The 18,872-nt window shown below is 71.5% G+C and carries 18 protein-coding genes; 10 read left to right on the top strand and 8 right to left on the bottom strand.

What is annotated here, in order from left to right:
* Window positions 1-45 precede the first annotated feature (45 nt).
* Window positions 46-1,338 (top strand): DUF58 domain-containing protein, encoded by a 1,293-nt coding sequence (locus tag I6N91_RS08440; protein WP_198812138.1) that lies wholly within the window; start codon window positions 46-48, stop codon window positions 1,336-1,338.
* 79 nt (window positions 1,339-1,417) lie between these two features.
* Entirely contained in the window at window positions 1,418-2,080 is a 663-nt protein-coding gene (locus I6N91_RS08445; RefSeq protein ID WP_307843287.1) for a DUF4166 domain-containing protein, read from the top strand.
* On the opposite strand, the gene I6N91_RS08450 is transcribed toward I6N91_RS08445, so the two are convergent.
* The 4 genes from I6N91_RS08450 to I6N91_RS08465 form a co-directional block, all read right to left on the bottom strand.
* Window positions 2,077-3,153, bottom strand: coding sequence for a hypothetical protein (locus I6N91_RS08450; protein ID WP_307843288.1), 1,077 nt, complete (start codon window positions 3,151-3,153; stop codon window positions 2,077-2,079). The two genes, I6N91_RS08445 and I6N91_RS08450, sit on opposite strands and share 4 nt — an antisense overlap.
* Window positions 3,143-3,535, bottom strand: coding sequence for a chorismate mutase (locus I6N91_RS08455; RefSeq protein WP_120165064.1), 393 nt, complete (start codon window positions 3,533-3,535; stop codon window positions 3,143-3,145). The genes I6N91_RS08450 and I6N91_RS08455 overlap by 11 nt, the downstream gene beginning before the upstream one ends.
* A 61-nt stretch (window positions 3,536-3,596) precedes the next feature.
* Window positions 3,597-4,739, bottom strand: coding sequence for a tRNA 2-thiouridine(34) synthase MnmA (gene mnmA / locus I6N91_RS08460; RefSeq protein ID WP_198812140.1), 1,143 nt, complete (start codon window positions 4,737-4,739; stop codon window positions 3,597-3,599).
* On the bottom strand, window positions 4,736-5,962 hold the full coding sequence (locus I6N91_RS08465; protein ID WP_198812141.1) for a cysteine desulfurase family protein: 1,227 nt from the start codon (window positions 5,960-5,962) through the stop codon (window positions 4,736-4,738). The genes mnmA and I6N91_RS08465 overlap by 4 nt, the downstream gene beginning before the upstream one ends.
* Window positions 5,963-6,099: 137 nt before the next feature.
* Between I6N91_RS08465 and folP the strand changes: the two genes are divergently transcribed.
* The 7 genes from folP to I6N91_RS08500 all read left to right on the top strand — a co-directional run bounded on the left by folP (window position 6,100) and on the right by I6N91_RS08500 (window position 11,945).
* A complete protein-coding gene (folP, locus tag I6N91_RS08470) occupies window positions 6,100-7,044 on the top strand; it encodes a dihydropteroate synthase (protein ID WP_307843289.1) in 945 nt (314 codons plus the stop codon).
* Entirely contained in the window at window positions 7,041-7,781 is a 741-nt protein-coding gene (locus I6N91_RS08475) for a pyrimidine reductase family protein (RefSeq protein WP_198812142.1), read from the top strand. The genes folP and I6N91_RS08475 overlap by 4 nt, the downstream gene beginning before the upstream one ends.
* 102 nt (window positions 7,782-7,883) lie before the next feature.
* Window positions 7,884-8,831, top strand: a complete 948-nt coding sequence (locus I6N91_RS08480) for a J domain-containing protein (protein ID WP_198812143.1) — start codon at window positions 7,884-7,886, stop codon at window positions 8,829-8,831.
* A 9-nt stretch (window positions 8,832-8,840) separates the two neighbouring features.
* The gene (locus I6N91_RS08485) at window positions 8,841-9,308 is read left to right on the top strand and encodes a tRNA (cytidine(34)-2'-O)-methyltransferase (RefSeq protein WP_133405054.1); all 468 of its coding nucleotides are present in this window, start codon (window positions 8,841-8,843) and stop codon (window positions 9,306-9,308) included.
* 20 nt (window positions 9,309-9,328) lie between these two features.
* Window positions 9,329-10,150, top strand: a complete 822-nt coding sequence (locus I6N91_RS08490) for a class I SAM-dependent methyltransferase (RefSeq protein WP_198812144.1) — start codon at window positions 9,329-9,331, stop codon at window positions 10,148-10,150.
* A gap of 280 nt (window positions 10,151-10,430) precedes the next feature.
* Window positions 10,431-11,060 (top strand): ECF RNA polymerase sigma factor SigK, encoded by a 630-nt coding sequence (gene sigK, locus I6N91_RS08495; protein WP_198812145.1) that lies wholly within the window; start codon window positions 10,431-10,433, stop codon window positions 11,058-11,060.
* Window positions 11,061-11,075: 15 nt separating this feature from the next.
* Window positions 11,076-11,945 (top strand): anti-sigma factor domain-containing protein, encoded by an 870-nt coding sequence (locus I6N91_RS08500; RefSeq protein ID WP_198812146.1) that lies wholly within the window; start codon window positions 11,076-11,078, stop codon window positions 11,943-11,945.
* Between the two features lie 211 nt (window positions 11,946-12,156).
* On the opposite strand, the gene I6N91_RS08505 is transcribed toward I6N91_RS08500, so the two are convergent.
* The 4 genes from I6N91_RS08505 to I6N91_RS08520 form a co-directional block, all read right to left on the bottom strand.
* Window positions 12,157-12,903: a PIG-L deacetylase family protein gene (locus tag I6N91_RS08505; RefSeq protein WP_198812147.1), complete on the bottom strand. Its 747-nt coding sequence runs from the start codon at window positions 12,901-12,903 to the stop codon at window positions 12,157-12,159.
* A gap of 1 nt (window position 12,904) precedes the next feature.
* A complete protein-coding gene (locus I6N91_RS08510) occupies window positions 12,905-13,852 on the bottom strand; it encodes an electron transfer flavoprotein subunit alpha/FixB family protein (protein ID WP_198812148.1) in 948 nt (315 codons plus the stop codon).
* Between the two features lie 39 nt (window positions 13,853-13,891).
* Window positions 13,892-14,719: an electron transfer flavoprotein subunit beta/FixA family protein gene (locus I6N91_RS08515; RefSeq protein ID WP_198812149.1), complete on the bottom strand. Its 828-nt coding sequence runs from the start codon at window positions 14,717-14,719 to the stop codon at window positions 13,892-13,894.
* A 100-nt stretch (window positions 14,720-14,819) separates the two neighbouring features.
* A complete protein-coding gene (locus tag I6N91_RS08520; protein ID WP_198812150.1) occupies window positions 14,820-16,403 on the bottom strand; it encodes a S1C family serine protease in 1,584 nt (527 codons plus the stop codon).
* Window positions 16,404-16,747: 344 nt separating this feature from the next.
* Between I6N91_RS08520 and I6N91_RS08525 the strand changes: the two genes are divergently transcribed.
* Window positions 16,748-18,811: a TPM domain-containing protein gene (locus tag I6N91_RS08525; RefSeq protein WP_198812151.1), complete on the top strand. Its 2,064-nt coding sequence runs from the start codon at window positions 16,748-16,750 to the stop codon at window positions 18,809-18,811.
* The last annotated feature ends 61 nt before the right edge of the window (window positions 18,812-18,872 follow it).

Genomic DNA, 18,872 nt, shown 5'->3' on the forward strand with positions numbered 1-18,872 from the left:
CACCGCTCCGGGCGGCCGGCGGAGGCACCGGAGGGGAGGCCCGCGGTGGCGGTTAGCGGACGCCTGGTGCTGCTGGCCCTGCTCGGCGCGCTGCCCATCGTGCTGTTCCCCGGCGCGCTGCCCGCGCTGATCTGGGCGGGGCTGCTGGCCGCAGGTGTCGCCGTCGACCTGCTGCTTGCCGCTTCTCCCCGCCGGGTCGGAGTGCGCAGGGCCCTGCCCGCCACCGTGCGCCTGGGCGAGGGCTGCGTCGGCACGCTCCTGCTGTCCAACGACACCGGCCGCACGCTCCGGGCGACTGTCCGCGACCCCTGGCAGCCCTCGGCCCGGGCCGCCAACCCCGAACAGCGCCTGCGCGTGGCCGCCGGCCGGGTGCACCGCATGGAGGTGTCGCTGCTGCCGGCCCGCCGGGGGATCCTCACCACGGGCTCGGTCACTCTCCGCAGCCACGGACCGCTTGGCCTCGCCGCGCGCCAGCTGACCCTCCCGGCGCCGGCGGAACTGCGCGTGCTCCCGCCCTTCCTTTCCAAGCGCCACCTTCCCTCGAAGCTGCGCCGGCTCAGGGAGCTCGACGGGCGGGCCGCGGTACAGATCCGGGGCGCCGGGACGGAGTTCGATTCGCTGCGCGACTACGTGCGCGGCGACGACGTGCGCTCCATCGACTGGCGGGCGAGCGCGCGGCGGCGGGACACCGTGGTGCGCACCTGGCGGCCGGAGCGGGACCGCCGCGTGGTGATCGTCCTTGACACCTCGCGGACCTCCGCCGCGCGGATCGCCGACGAACCGCGCCTCGACACCGGCATCGAAGCCGCCCTGCTGCTGGCCGTGCTCGCCCAGCACGGCGGCGACAAGGTGGACTTCCTCGCCTTCGACCGCCGCCTCCGGGCGCGGGTCGACTCCGGGGCAAAGGCGAACCTCCTCAACGCCTTGGTGCGGGCGATGGCGCCCCTGGAACCCGAACTGATCGAGGCGGACTTCTCCCGGATCCCGGCGCAGATCCGCTCGGTCTCCCCCCACCGGTCGCTGGTGGTGCTGCTGACCTCCCTCGACTCCGGCGCCGTCGAGGAAGGCCTACTGCCGGTGCTTCCCGGGCTCACCGCGCAGCACCTGGTGGTAATTGCCTCGGTGCGCGATCCGCGGCTCGAGGAGCTGCGGGCCGTGCGGGGCACGGCCGCCGACGCGTACCGGGCCGCCGCGGCGGAGCGGGCGCTGCTGGACCGGGAGGCGGTCACGGCCCAGCTGAAGCAGCTGGGGGCCGAGGTGGTCGATGAGCATCCGCTGGAGCTTCCGCCCCGGCTCGCCGACACCTACATCCGGCTCAAGGCGGCGGGCCGGCTGTGAATGCCGCGGCCGCTGCCGGCAGTTCCCGCAGGCGGGGCACCGCCCGCGGACCAGAGAGCAAGCAGGGAGGAACATCGCGGTGAAATCGATCTATCAGGAGGTTCTGGGCCGGGACTTTGACCGGCTCCAGCCGGAACTGCGCGAGTACTTCGGGCTTCACGCCGGCAGCGGAAAGTCCGGGGTGGGAACCGGCCGGTTCGACGTCGCCGGCTGCCCGGCCCGGTTCGCCCGGCCGGCGTTCCGGCTCACGGCCCTCGACAACGCCTTCTTCCCCGAATACGAGACGTCGGTGCCGTTCACGATCGCCAACTATCCCCATATCGACCCGTTCGGCCGGCCGGCGCTCACCGCACGGCGCGAGATCCGGTTCAGCACGGCGGTCCGGGTGTTCGAGGACACCACCTCGCTTCAGGACGGGCGGCTGACCGACTACCTGGGCTCGCGGCGGCGCATGGCGACTGCGCTGACCTGCTCGGTCACGGACGCCGGGCACATGCGCATGGTGTCAACCGCAACGCGCGTCTTCGCGGGGATCCGGATCGCCCTGCCCGACGCCGTCGGCGCCAGCGCCACCATGGAGCAGTGGTGGGACGGCCAGCGCTTCCGCATCACGACCCGGGTGGTGCACCGCCAGCTCGGCACGCTGCTCGTGTACGCCGGCGGTTTCGACTATGAGCTGCAGGCGTTCGACGGCGTGCTCCCCGGGCCGGCCCAGCCGCGGCGGTGGGAGGAGCGGACCTAGGCCTCCGCGGCGAGCTGGGTCAGGGCCTCAGCGGCGCCGCCCAGCCGCGTCAGGCTCTGCCGGGCGGCGGCGGGGGTGAGCCCGGCCAGCCCCTCCAGGGACGTCACTGTCAGGGCGCCCAGCGCCACGTCCGGGAGGCCGACCCGGCGCCACGGATCAACGACGGCGGCCACGAGGGCCGAGACCTGCGGCACCGTGGCGCCCGGGACCAGGACTCCGGCCCACAGGCGGCGCCCCGATTCCACGGCCTCGGCCAGCCGCTCCCACTGGGCGTCAGTTACTGCAGCAAAGGGCAGCCCGAGCGTGTCGGCGGGGCTTGAGAGGGCGGCGTCGAGCACGTCGTCGCCGCCGGGCACGCGGAGCACCAGCCGGTCCGCGCCGGCGGCGCGGACGGCCCGGTGCAGGCCCGCCCAGGCGTCGGTGGCCTCCTGGCGCGGCACAGCGCGCAGCGTCCGGTAGCCGCTGGCGGTCGGGATCCGGCCGGCGAGCACGGCGTCGGCCTCGGGCTCATCGAGCTGCACCTCGACGACGGCGCCGCGGGCCACCGCCGCGGTCCGCCGGACCAGGTCGGCGGCCCCCGCCGCCAGTGAAGCGTAGATCTCCCGGCGGGCGCCGGGGTCGAGCAGGGCCCGTTCCCCGGAGTGGAGGTGGACGTTGGACGCCACCGAGAGGGGGCCGCGCAGGTGCACCTTCACCTGTGCGGCGGGTGCCTCCTCGGCTCCGGCGATATCGCCAAGCGCATTGAGGTCCGACGACAGCGCGGACTCCGCCCTGCGCTGGTCCTTTCCCGGGCGGGCCACGAGGCGCCAGCCGTGGGGCTGAAGGTCGAAAGGGAGCTCAACGAGCATCCCGAGGGTGCGGCCGACGGCGTCGCTGCCGGGCCCGCGCTGCGGCAGGGCGGCAAGGAACGGCAGGTGCGGGCCGCCGAGTTCGCCGCGCACCGCACGGTGCGCCTCCAGCGGGTCGGTGCCGGGCCAGTCGCCGGGGGCCGTCGCGGCGGCCTGCACCGCCCCGGTGCCGGCCGGGCCGGCGGGGGTTCCGGTCGCGGGCGCGGCGGAGGGGTCAGGCGCCACCGGTGCCCTCCGGTGCGCGTCCGGACGCTTCCCCGTTGCGGGTCTCCGAAATTGCCTGGTGGTGGCGGATCACCTCGGAGATGATGAAGTTGAGGAACTTCTCGGCGAAGGCCGGGTCGAGGTGCGCCTCGGCAGCCAGGGCGCGCAGGCGCGCGATCTGGGCCGCCTCGCGGGCCGGGTCGCCTGCGGGGAGCCGGTGCTCGGCCTTGAGGTGGCCCACCCGCTGGGTGGCCTTGAAGCGTTCAGCCAGCAGGTACACGAGCGTCGCGTCGATATTGTCGATGCTGCTGCGCACCGACAGGAGTTCGGCCATCACCTCGGGCTTCACGGATCCCGCGAGGGAACTCGCCTCGGGGTCGAAACCACGTGTCTCTTCGCTCATGGATCCAGTCAATCAGACTTCCGGGGGCACCCTTAACTGTGTCTGCCCTGCGGCGGGAGGCTCAACCGGCGGCGCCGGCCGGCTCGGGGCGGAGGGCGGACCGGGCCGAATCGATGGTCGCCTGGCCCAGCACGCGGCTGCCCTGGTACAGCACGACGGTCTGCCCGGGGGCCACCCCGCGCATCGGTTCGACCAGGCGCACGACCAGTTCGGGGCGTCCGTCGGCACCGGCTTCGACGCGGGCGCGGGCGTCGACGGGGTCGCCGTGCGCGCGCACCTGGGCCATGCAGTCGAACTCCTCACCGGTGTCGACCTCGGCGATGGGCCTGCCGGCCCAGGAGACCTTGATGCCGCGCATCTGGTCGATGGCGAGCATCTGCTCCGGACCGACCACCACGGTGTTTTCCTTGGGCCGGATCTCCAGGACGAAGCGCGGCTTGCCGTCGGGCGCGGGCCGGCCCAGCTTCAGGCCCTTGCGCTGGCCCACGGTGAACGCGTTGGCGCCGGGGTGGGTGCCGAGCTTCGTTCCGTCGACGTCGAGGATGTCGCCCTCGGTGAGGTCGATGCGTTCCTCGAGCCAGCCGCGGGTGTCGCCGTCGGGGATGAAGCAGATGTCGTGGCTGTCCGGCTTGTTGGCCACCGACAGTCCGCGGCGCTCGGCTTCGGCGCGCACCTCGGCCTTCGACGGGGTCTCCGCGAGGGGAAACATCGAGTGCTTGAGCTGCTCGTGGGTCAGCACGCCCAGCACGTAGGACTGGTCCTTCGCCCAGTCCGCGGCGCGGTGGAGTTCCCGGTTGCCGTCGGCGTCTTCAATGACCTTGGCGTAGTGCCCGGTGCAGACGGCGTCGAAGCCCAGCGCCAAGGCCTTTTCGAGCAGGGCGGCGAACTTGATCCGCTCGTTGCAGCGCATGCAGGGGTTGGGGGTGCGCCCGGCGGCGTACTCGGCGATGAAGTCGTCGACCACGTCCTCCTTGAAGCGCTCCGAGAAGTCCCAGACGTAGTAGGGGATGCCGAGGATGTCACAGGCGCGCCAGGCGTCCCGGGAGTCCTCGATGGTGCAGCAGCCCCGGCTGCCGGTGCGCAGGGTCCCGGGCATCCGGGACAGCGCAAGGTGCACCCCGACGACGTCGTGCCCCGCCTCCACGGCGCGGGCCGCGGCGACGGCCGAATCGACCCCGCCGCTCATAGCTGCAAGTACCTTCATAGGGAAAAACCTGTTCCTGCCGTTTGGATTGATGATGCATGCCCGGCCATTCCCGCCTTGCGCGCACGGGCGTAGGCGTCGGGGAGGGCCGCGAGAAGGGCGTCGACATCCTCCGCGGTGGAGGTGTGGCCCAGGGTGAAGCGTTGGGCGCCACGGGCTTCGTCCTCGCTCAGCCCCATCGCCAGAAGGACATGGGAGGGCCGGGGCACCCCCGCGGTGCAGGCCGCACCGGTTGAGGATTCGATCCCGGCCAGGTCGAGCAGGAACAGCAGCGAGTCCCCCTCGCAGCCGGGGAAGGTGAAGTGGGCGTTTCCGGGCAGCCGCGCTCCGGCGGGCGCCGGGTGCGCGACGCCGCGCAGGACGGACTCGGGCACCGCCCGCCGGACGCCCTCGATCAGGCGGTCCCGCAGGGCGGAGAGCCGCGCCGTTTCCTCGGCCAGATGTCCCACCGCCGCGTCGGCGGCGGCGGCGAACGCCGCGATCCCCGGCGCGTCGAGGGTGCCCGAGCGGATATCGCGCTCCTGGCCTCCTCCGTGCTGGACCGGGGTGAGTTTCACCGACCGGCCCACGAACAGCGCGCCCACCCCCACCGGCCCGCCGATCTTGTGGGCGCTGACGGCCATGGTGGCCAGCCCGGAGCCGGCGAAGGAGACCGGAAGGGAGCCGAACGCCTGGACGGCGTCGGAGTGCACCGGCACCGCATGGGCCGCGGCCAGGGCGGTGATCTCGGCGATGGGCTGGACGGTGCCCACCTCGTTGTTGGCCCACATCACCGCGACCAAGGCCGTGGCGTCGGCGTGGGCCTCGAGTTCGGTGCGCAGCGCCTCGACCGAGACGACGCCGGCGCCGTCGACGGGCAGCCACGTCACCTGCGCCCCCTCATGCCGCTCAAGCCATTCGATGGTGTCCTGCACCGCGTGGTGCTCGACGGGCGAGGCGATGATGCGGGTGCGGCGGGGGTCCTCGGCCGTGCGGGCCCAGTAGAGGCCCTTGACGGCCAGGTTGTCCGCTTCGGTTCCGCCCGAGGTGAAGATCACTTCGGAGGGGTGGGCGCCGGCAGCGCGGGCGAGGCTTTCGCGGGCGTCCTCCACGCCCCGGCGGGCGCGCCGGCCGGAGCCGTGCAGCGACGAGGGGTTGCCGCTGCGGCTGAGTTCGAAGGTCAATGCGGCGAGCGCTGGCGCCGATAGAGGCGTAGTCGCCGCGTGATCGAGGTACACGGGCATACATCGATTCTAGCGGCGGAGCCGGTATCCGCCGATTCGACGGCGGGGCGCCGGGCACCGGTCCGGCCTTGCTCCGGTGCGGCGGACGGCGGGCACGGCCCCGCCCGGGCGGCAGGCGGGTCTGGTAGAAATAGCTCGTGGACGAAACAGCTGTGGCCCCGGAGCCACCGGGCATCTTCGTGCCGGCCTTCCGGCACCCCGTCCACGCCTTCGGGTCCCGGATCCTGGATTTCGACCGGCAGGTGGCCCTGATGGCCATCGTCAACCGGACCCCCGATTCGTTCTACGACTCGGGCCGGACCTTCGCCCTGGAGGCCGCAACGAAGGCCTCCCTGGCCGCCGTGGCCGAAGGAGCCGACTGGATCGACATCGGCGGTGCGCCCTTTGCGCCCGGAGAACCGATCCCGGAGGCCGAGGAGGCCGAACGCATCGTTCCCGTGATCGCTGCAGTGCGCGCGGCGGGCGACGTCATCATCTCCGCCGACACCTTCCACCCCTCGGTGGCGGCCGCGGCCCTGGCGGCGGGCGCCAACGTCGTCAACGACACGACGGGACTGCGGAACCCGGACCTCGCCGCGGTGGTGGCGGACGCGGGCGCCCACCTGATCATCACGCACAGCCTCGCCGAGCCGCGCACCGCGTACCCCCGGCCCCGCTACGACGACGTGGCCCGGGAGGTCGCCGACTTCCTGCTGCGCCGGGTCGACCTCGCGGTCTCCCTGGGCGTCCCCGAGGAGCGCATCCTGCTCGACCCCGGGCATGACCTCAACAAGAACACCCTGCACTCGCTGGAAATCACCCGGCGCTTCGCCGAGATCGCCGGGCTCGGCTTTCCGACCTTGGCCGCCGTCTCGAACAAGGACTTCATCGGCGAGACCCTCGACCTCCCCAAGGAGTCACGGACCGAGGGCTCCCTGGCGGCGGCGGTGATCTGCATCCTCGGCGGGGCGAGGATCGTGAGGATGCACAATGTCGCCGCGGCCCATTCGGTCCTGCGCCTGACCGAGGCCGTCCTGGGCTTCCGGCCTCCCGCCTACCTCCGGCACAACATGGGCGAACGGAACGGCTCCGACGGGCGATGATCACCTCCCTGCTCCCCGGCGCGCCCGGTCCGCTCACCGAGGCGGACCTGCTGGCCGAATACGCGTATCCGCCCTCTCCGGGCCCCTTCGTTCGGTTCAACTTCATCGCGTCGGCCGACGGTGCCGCGTCCGTCGCCGGCCGCTCCGGCGGGCTGGGCAACGACGGGGACCGGCTGATCTTCGCCCTGCTGCGGCGGCTCGCCGACGTGATTCTCGTGGGCGCCGGCACCGTCCGCGCCGAGGGCTACGAAGGCGAGCTCATCGATCCGCACGCCCAGGCCGCGCGCCGCGCGTCGGGCCGGGCGGGCCATCCCGCCGTCGCCCTCATCTCCGGCTCGCTCGATCTCGACCCTGCCTCGGGCTTCCTCGCCGCGCCGCCGGTGCGTCCCCTGATCTTCACCACCACCGCTGCCGACCCCGGCCGGCGCCGTGCCCTTGAGCGGGTTGCCGACGTCGTCGACTGCGGTGACGCGGCGGTGGACCCTGCGCAGGTGGTGCGGCACCTGGCCGGGCGCGGGTTGGGGCGCGTGCTGTGCGAGGGCGGACCCGCCGTCCTGGCCTCCTTCACGGCGGCCGGCCTTGTCGACGAGCTGTGCCTTTCGCTGAGCCCGCTCCTCGTCGGCGGGGAGGGGCCGCGCATCTCCAACGGCACGGGCCCGCAGCAGCCGGCGCCGCTGCGGCTCGTGTCGCTGCTGCATGAGGAATCGGCGCTCTATGCGCGGTACGTTCGACGCTGAGGTTCCCTCCGGTGCCCGCGCGGCACCGCGGGCAGCACCGGCCGGGGCCCCGCCCGGCCCGGGTGTACGAAGTTCCGAAGTTTCCCCAATGAAAGGCGTGCGATGCCCGAGCGGTCGGACCCGTCCTACTACGACATCCTGGGCATAGCTCCGGGTGCCACGCCCAAGCAGGTCAAGGACGCCTACCGCCGTGCCGCGCGGAAGGCCCACCCCGACCTTGGGGGCAGCGAAGAACTGTTCCATTCGGTGGCCGTCGCCTACGAGACCCTCTCCGATCCGGCGCGGCGCGAACAGTACGACAAGCGCGGGCGGTTCGGCGGACGGCGCGACGAGGCCTCCAGGTCCCGCACCTTCGGCGCAGGCACGCGCCCGGCCGGCAGTTCCGGAGCCAGGGACGACGGCGTCTTCTCCCACCCGCCGGTGTACCTCCCCCCGTTCTCCCCGGATCAGCCCCCCGTGCTGCCCCTGGTGCTCGCCGGCCGGCAGTCGCACGGCGCCGCGCGCCAGCCCGGGCTGATCGCACGGCTCGGGGCGGAGGCGCGGTCCCGGCTTGACGGGGAGCTGCGCACCGCGGCCCTGGTGGAGGCAACCGTGCTTGAGGGATACCCGGCGGCACGGCTCGTCAACGGCCTCGTGTTCCCCAACCGGGCCCGGACGGCCGCCGGCCACGTCGTGCTCGCCGGGTACCGGATCGCCGTGATCGATTCGTTCACCGCATCGCCCGGGAACTTCAGCTGGGACGGGCGTTCCCTGCGCCACCAGGGGCGCCCGGTGCCGCTGCGCATGCCGGCGACGGTGCGGGAGGTCCAGGAGCTCTTCCCCGAATGCAACGTCACCGGGTGGGTGCTGATCCACGGGGCCCGCAACAACCCGTTCGACCCCGTCATCGACACCCCGCCGGGGTTCGACCGCTCGGCGCCCGCACTGGTGCAGGTGGTCAACGCCGGGACCGCGGCCCGCACGCTCAAGGCGTTCCTGGCCGCCGGACCCCAGCCCAATACGGTTCAGCTTCCGGTGCTGGGGCGGCTGCTTTCGGCGGCCGGGAGCTAGGATGGAGCGGTGTTCCGTATCCTCTTCCACTCCCCCGAAATTCCGGGCAACACCGGCAACGCGATCCGCCTTGCGGCGGTAGCCGGAGCCGAACTCCATCTGGTGGAGCCCCTCGGATTCAGCCTCGAGGATTCGAAGCTGCGCCGGGCAGGCCTGGACTACCACGACCTGGCGGTCCTGCGCGTCCATGCAGACCTCGAATCCGCCTGGCGGGCGCTCGCCCCCGAAAGGGTCTACGCGTTCACCGCCGAGGGGGACGTTTCGTACACCGACATCAGCTACCGGCCCTCGGATGTGCTCCTGTTCGGCCCGGAATCGGTGGGCCTGCCCGAGGAGGTCAAGCAGGACCCCCACGTCACCGCGAGGGTCCGCCTGCCGATGCTCCCCTCGCGGCGCTCGCTCAACCTGGCCAATACCGCCTCGATCGCCCTCTACGAGGCCTGGCGCCAGCATGGCTTCGCCGGCGCCGACCGCTGACCCACCCTAGGAGCCCGCAGATGACCCCACGCCACGCCTCAGCCCTCCCGGACCAGGGGGCCGAGGACTTCGAACTGCTGGCTCCCGCCCTGTGGAACCCGATCGCCAACGCGGTGGTCTCCGCCGCCGACGTGCATCTCGGTGAGCAGGTGCTCGACGCCTGGGCCGGCACCGGCGCCGGCACGATCCCCGCGGCCCAGCTCTGCGGCCCGGACGGGACCGTCGACGCCGTCGACCCGTCGGCGGCAATGCTCGATCTGGCACGGGCCAAGGCCGAGGCGCTGAACCTCGAGAACATCCGTTTCAGCGTCGGTGACCCCGCACACTGGACCGCCGGTCCCTACGACGCCGTCCTCTGCTGCTATGGGCTCTTCCTCGTCCCGGATATGGCCGCGACGACCACCCGGATGGCTTCCCTCCTGCGTCCCGGCGGGCGCCTTGCCCTGAGCACATGGAACGAGGGTGCCCTCGAGGGGTTCGAGGCGATCCTCCTCGAGGCCTGTGCCGCAGAGCGTGCCCCCGCGCTTCCCCAGGCCCGCCCGGACTTCACCGCCAACTGGGAGAAGCTGGCGTCCGAGGAGAAGCTGGTGGACTGGCTGGCCGCCCACGGATTCGGGGAGGCGGAGGTCCAGGCGGTGTCGCTGTCGGTTCCCCTCGAACCCGGTATGGCTTGGTCACTGGTGCTCGGCAGCGGCTACCGCACGGTGCTCCCCGAAGCACCGGACCTGCGCGGGCGGATCCGCGACCGGTTCGCCACTCTGCTTGGCGAGGACTTCGTGCTGAACGCCGATTCCCTCGTTGCCACCGCCCGCGTCGGGGAACCCCAGCAGCCCTCGGCCTGACGCGCCCACCCGACCCGCCGATCGCGCCGGGCCGGAACCCCGGCTCGGCCCATCCGGAACCGGCTCGGCTCCGAATCCCTTGCATGTACGCTCCGGGCCGCAGTGGACGGCGGCCCGGAGCGCCACCCGCGCCGACGGCGCGGGCAGCTGACAGGGTTTCCGGAGCACATTAAGGGCGGTGAAGTGGGTGAATCGGGTCTCGGAACGGTTGCACGCGGCTCTCCTCCCCTCTTCAGGGGATGTTCGGCACCGGCCGGTTGGCACTCTATGCTTGGACCCTATGGACACGCCACGAGTAAGCCGGGCCACAGCCGGGAGAAGCCCAGCGGGTGGGCTGGCCAATGATGCTGCCGCCGGCACCGCCGGCGAGCCCACGCTGACCGACCTCCTGCTGCGGATCGCCCGGCAGGACCAGGAGGCGTTTGCCGCGTTCTACGCCCAGACCTCCAGGCGTGTCTACGGGCTGGCCCGGCGGGTCCTGATCGACCCGGAACTGAGCGAAGACGCAACTCAGGAGGTCTACCTCCAGGTCTGGAACAGCGCCGGCCGATTCGATCCGGCCGCCGGCAGTCCGATGGCCTGGTTGATGACTCTGGCCCACCGGCGGGCCGTCGATAAAGTCCGGTCCGAGCAGAGCTCGACCGACCGGGAAGCACGGTATGGCGCTGCCACCCAGACCATCGACCACGACGACGTCGTTGACACCGTGACCCAGCGGCTCGAGGCCGAGACCGTGGTGAAGTGCCTCGACACCCTCACAGACACCCAACAGGAATCTGTCAGGCTCGCCTACTACGGTGGACTGACCTACCGCGAAGTCGCAGAGAAGCTCGGGGTTGCGGTACCCACCATCAAGTCGAGAATCCGGGACGGCTTGCTGCGCCTCAAGGCATGCCTGGGGGTGAGTTGATTGCAGGACAAGGACATGAACAGACAATTCGCAGAAGACCTTCAGCAGGACCTCCAGCGCGGTCACGTGCTTGAGTGGGCCGAGATGTATGCCCTGGACGCCGTGACCGACGACGAGCGCGCCGCGATCGAGGAGTTCCTGACCCACGATGACGGCCTCCGGCAGGCCTTCAACGATAGGGTCCGCTCGAACCGCGAGACGATCACCACGGCCTATGCCATCCAGGAGGAGGAGCCTCCGGCCGGACTGCTCGAGAAGATCCTGAGCCAGATTCCAGCCTCCGCACCTGCCGGCACCGACGGCGCAGGCGGCGGCACTGAAGCACCGGCAGGGGATCCGGCCGGCGCCGCTGCTGCCGGACCGGCCGCCACCGCTGCGGGCGGCGCGTCCGCGGCCGGCGACGAACTCGCCCGCAGGCGTCGGACCAAGGGGATGTGGGCCTCCCCCGCCACCCGCTGGCTGACCGCCGCGGCTGCGGCGGTGCTGGTCGCTGCGGGCGGTGTCACCGTAGCGCAGAACCTCGGGCAGACCTCCATTGAGCAGGAGGTCCTCCAGGCCTCCGACGTCGTCACCGGCTCCTACGTGATTCCCGCCGGCGGCACGGCGGGCCTGGCCCTGTCCGAGGAGGAGGACGCCGCGGTGGTGACGCTGAAGGGCGTCCCGGCCCCGCCCGAAGGCTCCGTGTACCAGATGTGGCGGCTGCCCGCGGACGGGTCGGCGCCCGTCTCGGTCAGCACGATGGACGCCGAGGACGTCGCCGGCACAAAGGTGACCGAGGTGGAGGGGATCAGTTCCTTCAGGGGCATCGCCATCACCGTCGAGCCCGACGGCGGGTCGCCGGTTCCCACCACGCCCGTCATCGCGGAGATCCCCTTCCGCACCTGAGCGGCGGGCCGGGGCGGCGGCCCTTGACGGAGCACGCACCTGACAGACCACGTACCCGACAGACCACGCACCTGACAGAGCAGACAGAGGGGCCCGGTGGACACCGGGTCCCTCCGCTTGTGCTGTTGGCTTGTCCTGTTTGCCTGCGCTGTCTTGCCTGCGCTGTTTTGCTTCTGCCGTTCTGTCTGTGCCGTTTTGCCCCTGTGTCGGGCTAGAAGCCGGCGATGGTCTGCTCGGTGTTCACGCCCACGACGTGGAACCCCTCGGCGCTGCGCCCGCCGGGCAGTCCCCCACGGACGGCGTTGCCGAGGAGCATGCTGCGCACCGCGGCGTCCATCTTCTCGACATCGGGGTGCTGGCTGGTGTGGGTGCGGATGGCCTCGAGTTTCACATCCTCGAAGCCGGTGATGTCAACGAAGTGGTTCTCCCTCTCCTCGGGCCCGCCGTAGAACCACAGCCAGGGCACCCGGTAGGCCTCAAGGCCTGCTGCCGCCAGCTCGGGGAAGGCGAACGGGTTCTCCACCGCAGGGTACACCGCCCGCGTGACGGCCTCTCCGCAGGCGAGGTGGTCGGGGTGGCTCTTCTGCAGCCGGTCCCAGTTCCGTTCCGGGTGGGAGGAGACAACGATATCGGGGCGCACCTCCCGGATGCGGGCCACGATGCCGCGGATCACCGACTCGGTGGGGCTCAGGTAGCCGTCCCGTTCACCGAGGAAGCTGACGTCCTCGACGCCGACGATGCGCGCCGCCCGGCGCTGTTCCTCATGGCGGGTTTCGACAATGGTGTTCCGGTGCTCCTCGGAGAAGCCTCCGGCGTCGCCGTCGGTCAGGATGCAGTAGCTCACCTGGATCCCGGCTGCGGTCCAGGCGGCCACGGTTCCGGCAGCACCGAAGTCGAGGTCGTCGGGGTGGGCAGCGAAGCACAGGACGCGGCGGATGGTGTTGCGCGCGGGTTCCACCTCAGGCCCTGCGCTTCCGGATCTCCTCGGCCGCCTGCGGCAGGACGGTGAACAGGTCGCCCACCACGCCGAAGTCGGCGATCTCGAAGACGGGTGAATCGGGATCCTTATTGATCGCCACGATTACCTGGGAGGTCTGCATCCCGGCCTTCTGCTGCACGGCCCCGGAGATGCCGGCCGAGATGTATAGCTGGGGGGACACCGTCTTGCCGGTCTGGCCGATCTGCGCCGAGTGCTCGATCCACCCGGCGTCGGTCGCCGCGCGGGAGGCCCCGACGGCACCGCCGAGGAGGTCGGCGAGTTCCTCGAGCGGGGCGAAGTTGCCGTCCACGCCGCGTCCTCCGGCGACGATGACGCGGGCCTCCGCGAGGTCCGGACGGCCGGTGGCGGGCTTGTCGACCCGGCCGGTGATGACCGCGGCGGCGGCCGGGGCCGGCACCTCGACCCGGACGGTTTCCGGCGTGGCCGGCTGCCCGGCGTCGGCGGCTTCGATGCTGTTGGGCTTCACCGCGAGGATCGGGATGCCGGTGGTGACCCGGCACTGTGAGGTGTAGGACCCGGCGAAGACGGATTTCGTCGCGGTCAGGTCATCGGCCACCGCGACAACATCGGTGATGACGCCCGATTCCAGCCGGACTCCTGCGCGGGCGGCGATTTCCTTCGCCTCGTAGGCATTGCCGAGCAGCACCACCGACGCACCGGAGGCCCGCACCGCCTCGGCGAGGAAGGCGGCCTTGCCCGCGACGAGGGACTTCCCCACCGACGGATCGGCGGGAAGGTAGCAGGTGGACACCCCGTAGGAGCCCAGTCCGTCAAGCAGGGGGTCGCCGGCGTCGCCGGCCACCGCCGCGACGGGATCGCCGAGGGTCCCTGCCAGGGTGAGCAGTTCCCGGTCATTCTTGGCGAGCACCGCGCCGGGGTCGTGGAGGAAGACAAGTACCGTAGGCATGCTGCGGTCTCCTTTTCGAAGGAAGTGGTGGGCGGCGGGCTAGAGGAGCTTTTGTCCCGCGAGGAAGTCGACGAGCCGCAGGCCCGCGTCGCCTTCGTCCGTGATCACAATGCCCTGGCTGCGCGGAGGCCGCGGTTCGGCGGCCTCGACGGCCGTCCAGGAGCCGGCGAACCCGACCTCGTCGGCGGCCAGCCCGATGTCGGAGAGGGACAGCGTGCGCAGCGGCTTCTTCTTCGCCGCCATGATGCCCTTGAAGTTGGGGTAGCGCGGCTCATTGATCTGGTCGGTGACCGACACCAGAGCGGGCAGCGCACAGGCGATGGTCTCTGAGTAGGCATCACCGTCGCGGCGGGCCGTGAGCGTCCACCCCGCTTCCGCGGCCTCAAGCTCGAGGGCCGCGGCGAACGTCACCTGGGGCAGGTCGAGACGTTCGGCCAGCTGGGCCGGAACCAGGGAGGTCTCCCCGTCCGTCGAAGCCATCCCGGTGAGGACCAGGTCGAAGGGGCCGAGGTGGGAGAGCAAGGCGGCGAGCGCGCGGGACGTCGCGGAGGCGTCCGATCCGGCCAGAGCGTCGTCGGTGAGGTGGACCCCCTCAGCCGCGCCCATCTGCAGGGCCTTCTTCACGGCGCTGACGGCCGGACCCGGGCCCATCGTGACCGCCGTGACCCGGTGCCCGGCCGCGTCCCCGCCGTGCTGCTCCACGAGCTGTAGGGCCGCTTCGAGGGCGTACTCGTCGAGTTCGGAGAGGATGCTCTCGGAGCGTTCGGTGGTGTTGCGGGGGCCGTTGAGGTGGCGGTCGAACTGGGCGTCGGGCACGTGCTTGACCAGTACGGCGATATTCAGTCCCGGAGTCGGGGCCTCGTCCATGAGAAACCTTCCTAAGGTGGCAGTCTGTCCCGCGCTCTAGCTAACCATAAAGTTGTCCGGGCCTTCTCCGCCGGGGCGCCCCCGCGGGGCGCCCCGGGAATCAGGCGGCGGGCGCCTCGGCGAGGGTCACGTCGATGGTGACCGTGTCTCCGCCGCGCCGCACCTCGACGGGGACGGTCTCCCCGACCGGCTGCATTCGTACCGCTGCGGTGAGCGACTGGGGGTCCCCGATGGGTGAATCCCCCACCTTGGTGATGATGTCGCCCTCGCGGATCTCGGCGTCGTCGGCCGGTGACCCGGCTTCCACCCCGGCCACCTGGGCGCCGACGGAGAAGGTGGAGCCGGAGGAGGCGTTCTCCCCGGCCGCAGGCTCAACGGTCACGCCGAGGAACCCGTGGGTGGCCTTGCCGTTCTCGATGATGTCGTTGGCCACCCGCTCGGCGTAGGAGATCGGGATGGAGAAGCCGACGCCGATGTTCCCGGCGCTTTCATCGCTTCCGCTTGAGGCGATGGCGACGTTGACGCCGATCACCCGCCCCTGCGCATCGACGAGGGCGCCGCCGGAGTTGCCCTGGTTGATGGCGGCGTCGGTCTGGATGACGTTCAGGTAGATGGAGCCCTGGGACTGCGGCTGCGGCTCCTGCGACCCGTCGGGCGGCAGGAAGTTGAAGCCGTCGCCCTCCTGCTGCTCGGGGGCATCCGACTGCTCCTCCGGTACCGCCGAGGACGCCACGCTGATGGTGCGGTTGAGCGTCGAGATGATGCCGTCGGTGACCGTGCCGCTCAGGCCCAGGGGGGCACCGATGGCGATGGCGGTGTCGCCAACGTTCAGCTCCTCCGAGTTTCCGAGCGCGGCGGGCGTCAGGTCGGGTGCATCAATCTTGATGACGGCGAGGTCGGATAGCGGGTCGGTTCCGACGATGTCGGCCCGGAAGACCCGGCCGTCGTTGGTCTTGACCTCGACGGCGGCGTCGGCGACCTGCCCTCCGAGGGTGACAACGTGGGTGTTCGTGAGGATGTGCCCTTCCTCGTCGAGGATGATCCCCGAACCCGATCCGCCCGAACCGTTTCCGCTGACGGCGATGGTGACGACGCTGGGCGATGCCTTCACGGCGGCGGCGGTGATCTCGTTAACGCTGTCGGAGTTATTGACGATCACGGACTCGCTGCGTCCGCCGCCCGAGCCTGAGCCGGCGGTGCCCCCGCCGTCGAACAGCCCGTCGGCCCCTGCCGCGATGGCGCCGCCGAGCAGGCCGGCCGCGAGGACACCGGCGAGGAAGGCGGGAACGCCGATGCGCTTCTTCTCCCGGACCCGTACGGACGCGTGCTGTCCGGAGGACTGGAGCCACGGCTGGGACGGGGGCTGGGCGGGAGGCACCGGCTGGCCGAACGTTCCCTGCCGGAAAGAGTTCTGCCCGTAGGAGTTCTGCCCGTAGGAGTTCTGTCCGTAGGAGCTCTGTCCATGGGAGCTCTGTCCCTGAGACCCCTGGGGGGAAGCCTCGGAGGTACCCTGGCGGTAGGGTGCCTGCCCGCCGGTGGGGAGGGCCGCCGTATCGCCGCCGGTGCGGTCCTCGGGGGCACGACCGGAGTCGGCGACCTGCGCCTGCTCTGCCGTTGGAGGGTTTGCCGGTCGGGGCGGGATCGGGCGGTCAGGACCGGCAGGTCCCCCAAACTGGTCAGCCATTCGAATTCCTTTCATCGCGGTTGTCTCCACTATGGCAACGAAGACTGAACCTTGAGGGAGCATTTGCTGGAGGTCTGCTGGGAAGCAGCCGGAAAGCGTAGGGTCCCACTGCCCATTATTCCCCCTGCGGGCTGGTGCTTCATCTCCGCGGCCGGGCGGAGGCCCGGGCCTTCACCCCGGAAGCGGGATGGCTTCGTGAAGTTTCGCTTGGGGCTTAGGTCCGGGCCCGCCGTGCCGGTGGACGGCCCCAACCGCCGGCCATAGAATCAAAATTCAGGGAGCCCCGGCGTCCGTCGCCTTTCTTCCCGACGGGCGTGGCCGGGGAACATGCTGAAGGGTACTGAATGCAACGGATGACCAGGCGGACCGGCGCCGCCGCGGGACTCAGCGCCCTGATCGCGCTGACACTGGCGCCGGGTGCGGCCTACGCGGCCGACCCTATCGATATCCCGGACGGGGAGACGGTGGTCGACCAGACCGGAGTCCTCACCCCGGCCGACGTCAGCGACGTCGAGGCCGCCATCACCGACCTCCAGAACGAATACGGGTACACCGTCCAGATCGTCTATGTGGACACCTTTACGAGTCCCTCGGACCCGCTTACCTGGGCGAGGGAAACTGCCATAGCCAGCAATCTTAACGCGGACGACGCCCTGCTGGCGGTCGCGGTCGACTCCGGGCAGGCCCGATTCGTCGCGGGCAACGGCACTGAGGTCACACAGAACACCAATGACATCTTTGCCCGGCAGATCGACCCGCAGCTTGACGGCGGAAACTACGCCCAGGCGGCCCTTGCGGCCGTCGACGGCACGGAGGCGGTTCTTGCCGACCCGGGCGCCGGCGGAGCGGCGGGCGACGGCGGCGGGGGCGGTGCGGGATTCCTCATCGGGCTCGTAGCACTCGCGGGCGCCGGCAGCTATTTCTTCATGCGTTCGCGCCGGCGCCGGCAGGCCGCGCCCAAGGAGATCACCTACGGGCCGGGGCAGGCACCCGACGGCGCCGTCGTCGACCCGCTGGCCTCCCTCAGCGTCGAGGACCTGCGCAAGCGGGCGGGAAGCCTGCTCGTCGCCGCCGACGACGCGATCAAGTCGAGCGAGCAGGAGCTCGGTTTCGCCGAGGCGTCCTACGGCGAGGCCGCGGTCAAGCCCTTCGCCGCCGACATCGCCGCCGCCAGGGTGCACATGAGCGAGTCGTTCAAGCTGCAGCAGCAGCTCGATGACCACATCCCCGACACTGAGGGGCAGCAGCGCGCCTGGCTGGGAGACATCATCCGCCGCTGCGAGGCGGTCAATGAGTCCCTGCAGGCGCACAAGGCCGACTTCGACTCGCTGCGCGAGCTCGAGCGGAACGCCCCGCAGGCCCTCGACGCCGCACGGAACGCCGCCAATGCGGCCGGCACCCGGTTCGTCGCCGCTGAGGAGCGCCTGACCGCCCTGCGGCGCCGGTACGCCGGCACGGCCACCTCCCAGGTGCAGGACAACGTCGATCAGGCCCGCGAGCGCCTCGCATTCGTTGAAAGTGCCGCCACCGAGGCCCGGACCCGGATGGACGCCGGTGAAACCGGACCCGCCGTCGTCGCCGTGCGCGCCGCTGAAGAGTCAGTCAGCCAGGCCAACCTGCTGCTCGACGCCATCGACAAGCGGGCCGCCGAACTGGAGGCGGCTCAGGAGGAGCTCGACCGGGCCGTCGCCGACACCGTGCAGGACCTCGCGCAGGCGACCGCCATGGTCCGCACCGGACGCCACGACGACCTCGTCGGGCCGGTCGCGGCGGCGGAATCGGCGCTCCAGACGGTGCGCTCACAGCGCCAGGCCGGTCCCATCGACCCCATTGCACTGCTCGAACGCGTCGAGGGCGCGCACCGCCAGCTCGACGCGGCGATCGGTGGAGTGCGCGACCAGAGCGAGCAGGCGCGGCGGGCCCGCGAATCCCTGCAGCACACCCTCCTGGCCGCTCACTCGCGCATCTCGGGGACCGAGGACTACATCCGGGCACGCCGCGGCGGCGTCGGCAGCGAGGCCCGCACCCGGCTCGCCGAAGCCGGCCGCAACCTCGACTACGCCGTTAGCATCCAGGACTCCGACCCCGTCACCGCCCTGTCCCATGCCGAGCAGGCCGTGATGCTCGCCGAGCAGGCGGCGCAGCTCGCCGAGCAGGACGTCTCGGGCTTCGGAGGAGGCGGCTACGGCGGTTACGGTGGCTACGGCGGCCGCCGCGGCGGCGGTGATGGGATGGGTGGAGCCCTGCTCGGCGGCATCCTGCTCGGCGGGCTCCTCAACGGCGGCGGCGGATTCTTCGGCGGCGGAGGCGACGGCGGCGGGGACGTCTTCGGCGGCGGCGGCTTCGGCGGCTTCGAGGGCGGAGGCGGAGGCTTCGGCGGCTTCGACGGAGGTGGAGGCGACTTCTAATCCCGCGGCGGCAGCTCCGGCTCCGCCGCACCAGTACTCACGAGAAACATCCACAGATCGA

The organism is Arthrobacter sp. MSA 4-2 (genome assembly GCF_016405885.1).
Classification (GTDB): Bacteria; Actinomycetota; Actinomycetes; order Actinomycetales; family Micrococcaceae; genus Arthrobacter_D.

Excerpts from the sequence above, each read along its gene's own strand:
- I6N91_RS08455 (WP_120165064.1), bottom strand. The coding sequence starts at position 3,535 with ATGAGCGAAGAGACACGTGGTTTCGACCCCGAGGCGAGTTCCCTCGCG.
- I6N91_RS08525 (WP_198812151.1), top strand. The coding sequence starts at position 16,748 with ATGCAACGGATGACCAGGCGGACCGGCGCCGCCGCGGGACTCAGCGCC.
- I6N91_RS08490 (WP_198812144.1), top strand. The coding sequence starts at position 9,329 with ATGACCCCACGCCACGCCTCAGCCCTCCCGGACCAGGGGGCCGAGGAC.
- I6N91_RS08480 (WP_198812143.1), top strand. The coding sequence starts at position 7,884 with ATGCCCGAGCGGTCGGACCCGTCCTACTACGACATCCTGGGCATAGCT.
- I6N91_RS08520 (WP_198812150.1), bottom strand. The coding sequence starts at position 16,403 with ATGGCTGACCAGTTTGGGGGACCTGCCGGTCCTGACCGCCCGATCCCG.
- sigK (WP_198812145.1), top strand. The coding sequence starts at position 10,431 with ATGGACACGCCACGAGTAAGCCGGGCCACAGCCGGGAGAAGCCCAGCG.
- I6N91_RS08500 (WP_198812146.1), top strand. The coding sequence starts at position 11,076 with ATGAACAGACAATTCGCAGAAGACCTTCAGCAGGACCTCCAGCGCGGT.
- I6N91_RS08475 (WP_198812142.1), top strand. The coding sequence starts at position 7,041 with ATGATCACCTCCCTGCTCCCCGGCGCGCCCGGTCCGCTCACCGAGGCG.
- I6N91_RS08515 (WP_198812149.1), bottom strand. The coding sequence starts at position 14,719 with ATGGACGAGGCCCCGACTCCGGGACTGAATATCGCCGTACTGGTCAAG.
- I6N91_RS08510 (WP_198812148.1), bottom strand. The coding sequence starts at position 13,852 with ATGCCTACGGTACTTGTCTTCCTCCACGACCCCGGCGCGGTGCTCGCC.
- I6N91_RS08465 (WP_198812141.1), bottom strand. The coding sequence starts at position 5,962 with ATGCCCGTGTACCTCGATCACGCGGCGACTACGCCTCTATCGGCGCCA.
- mnmA (WP_198812140.1), bottom strand. The coding sequence starts at position 4,739 with ATGAAGGTACTTGCAGCTATGAGCGGCGGGGTCGATTCGGCCGTCGCC.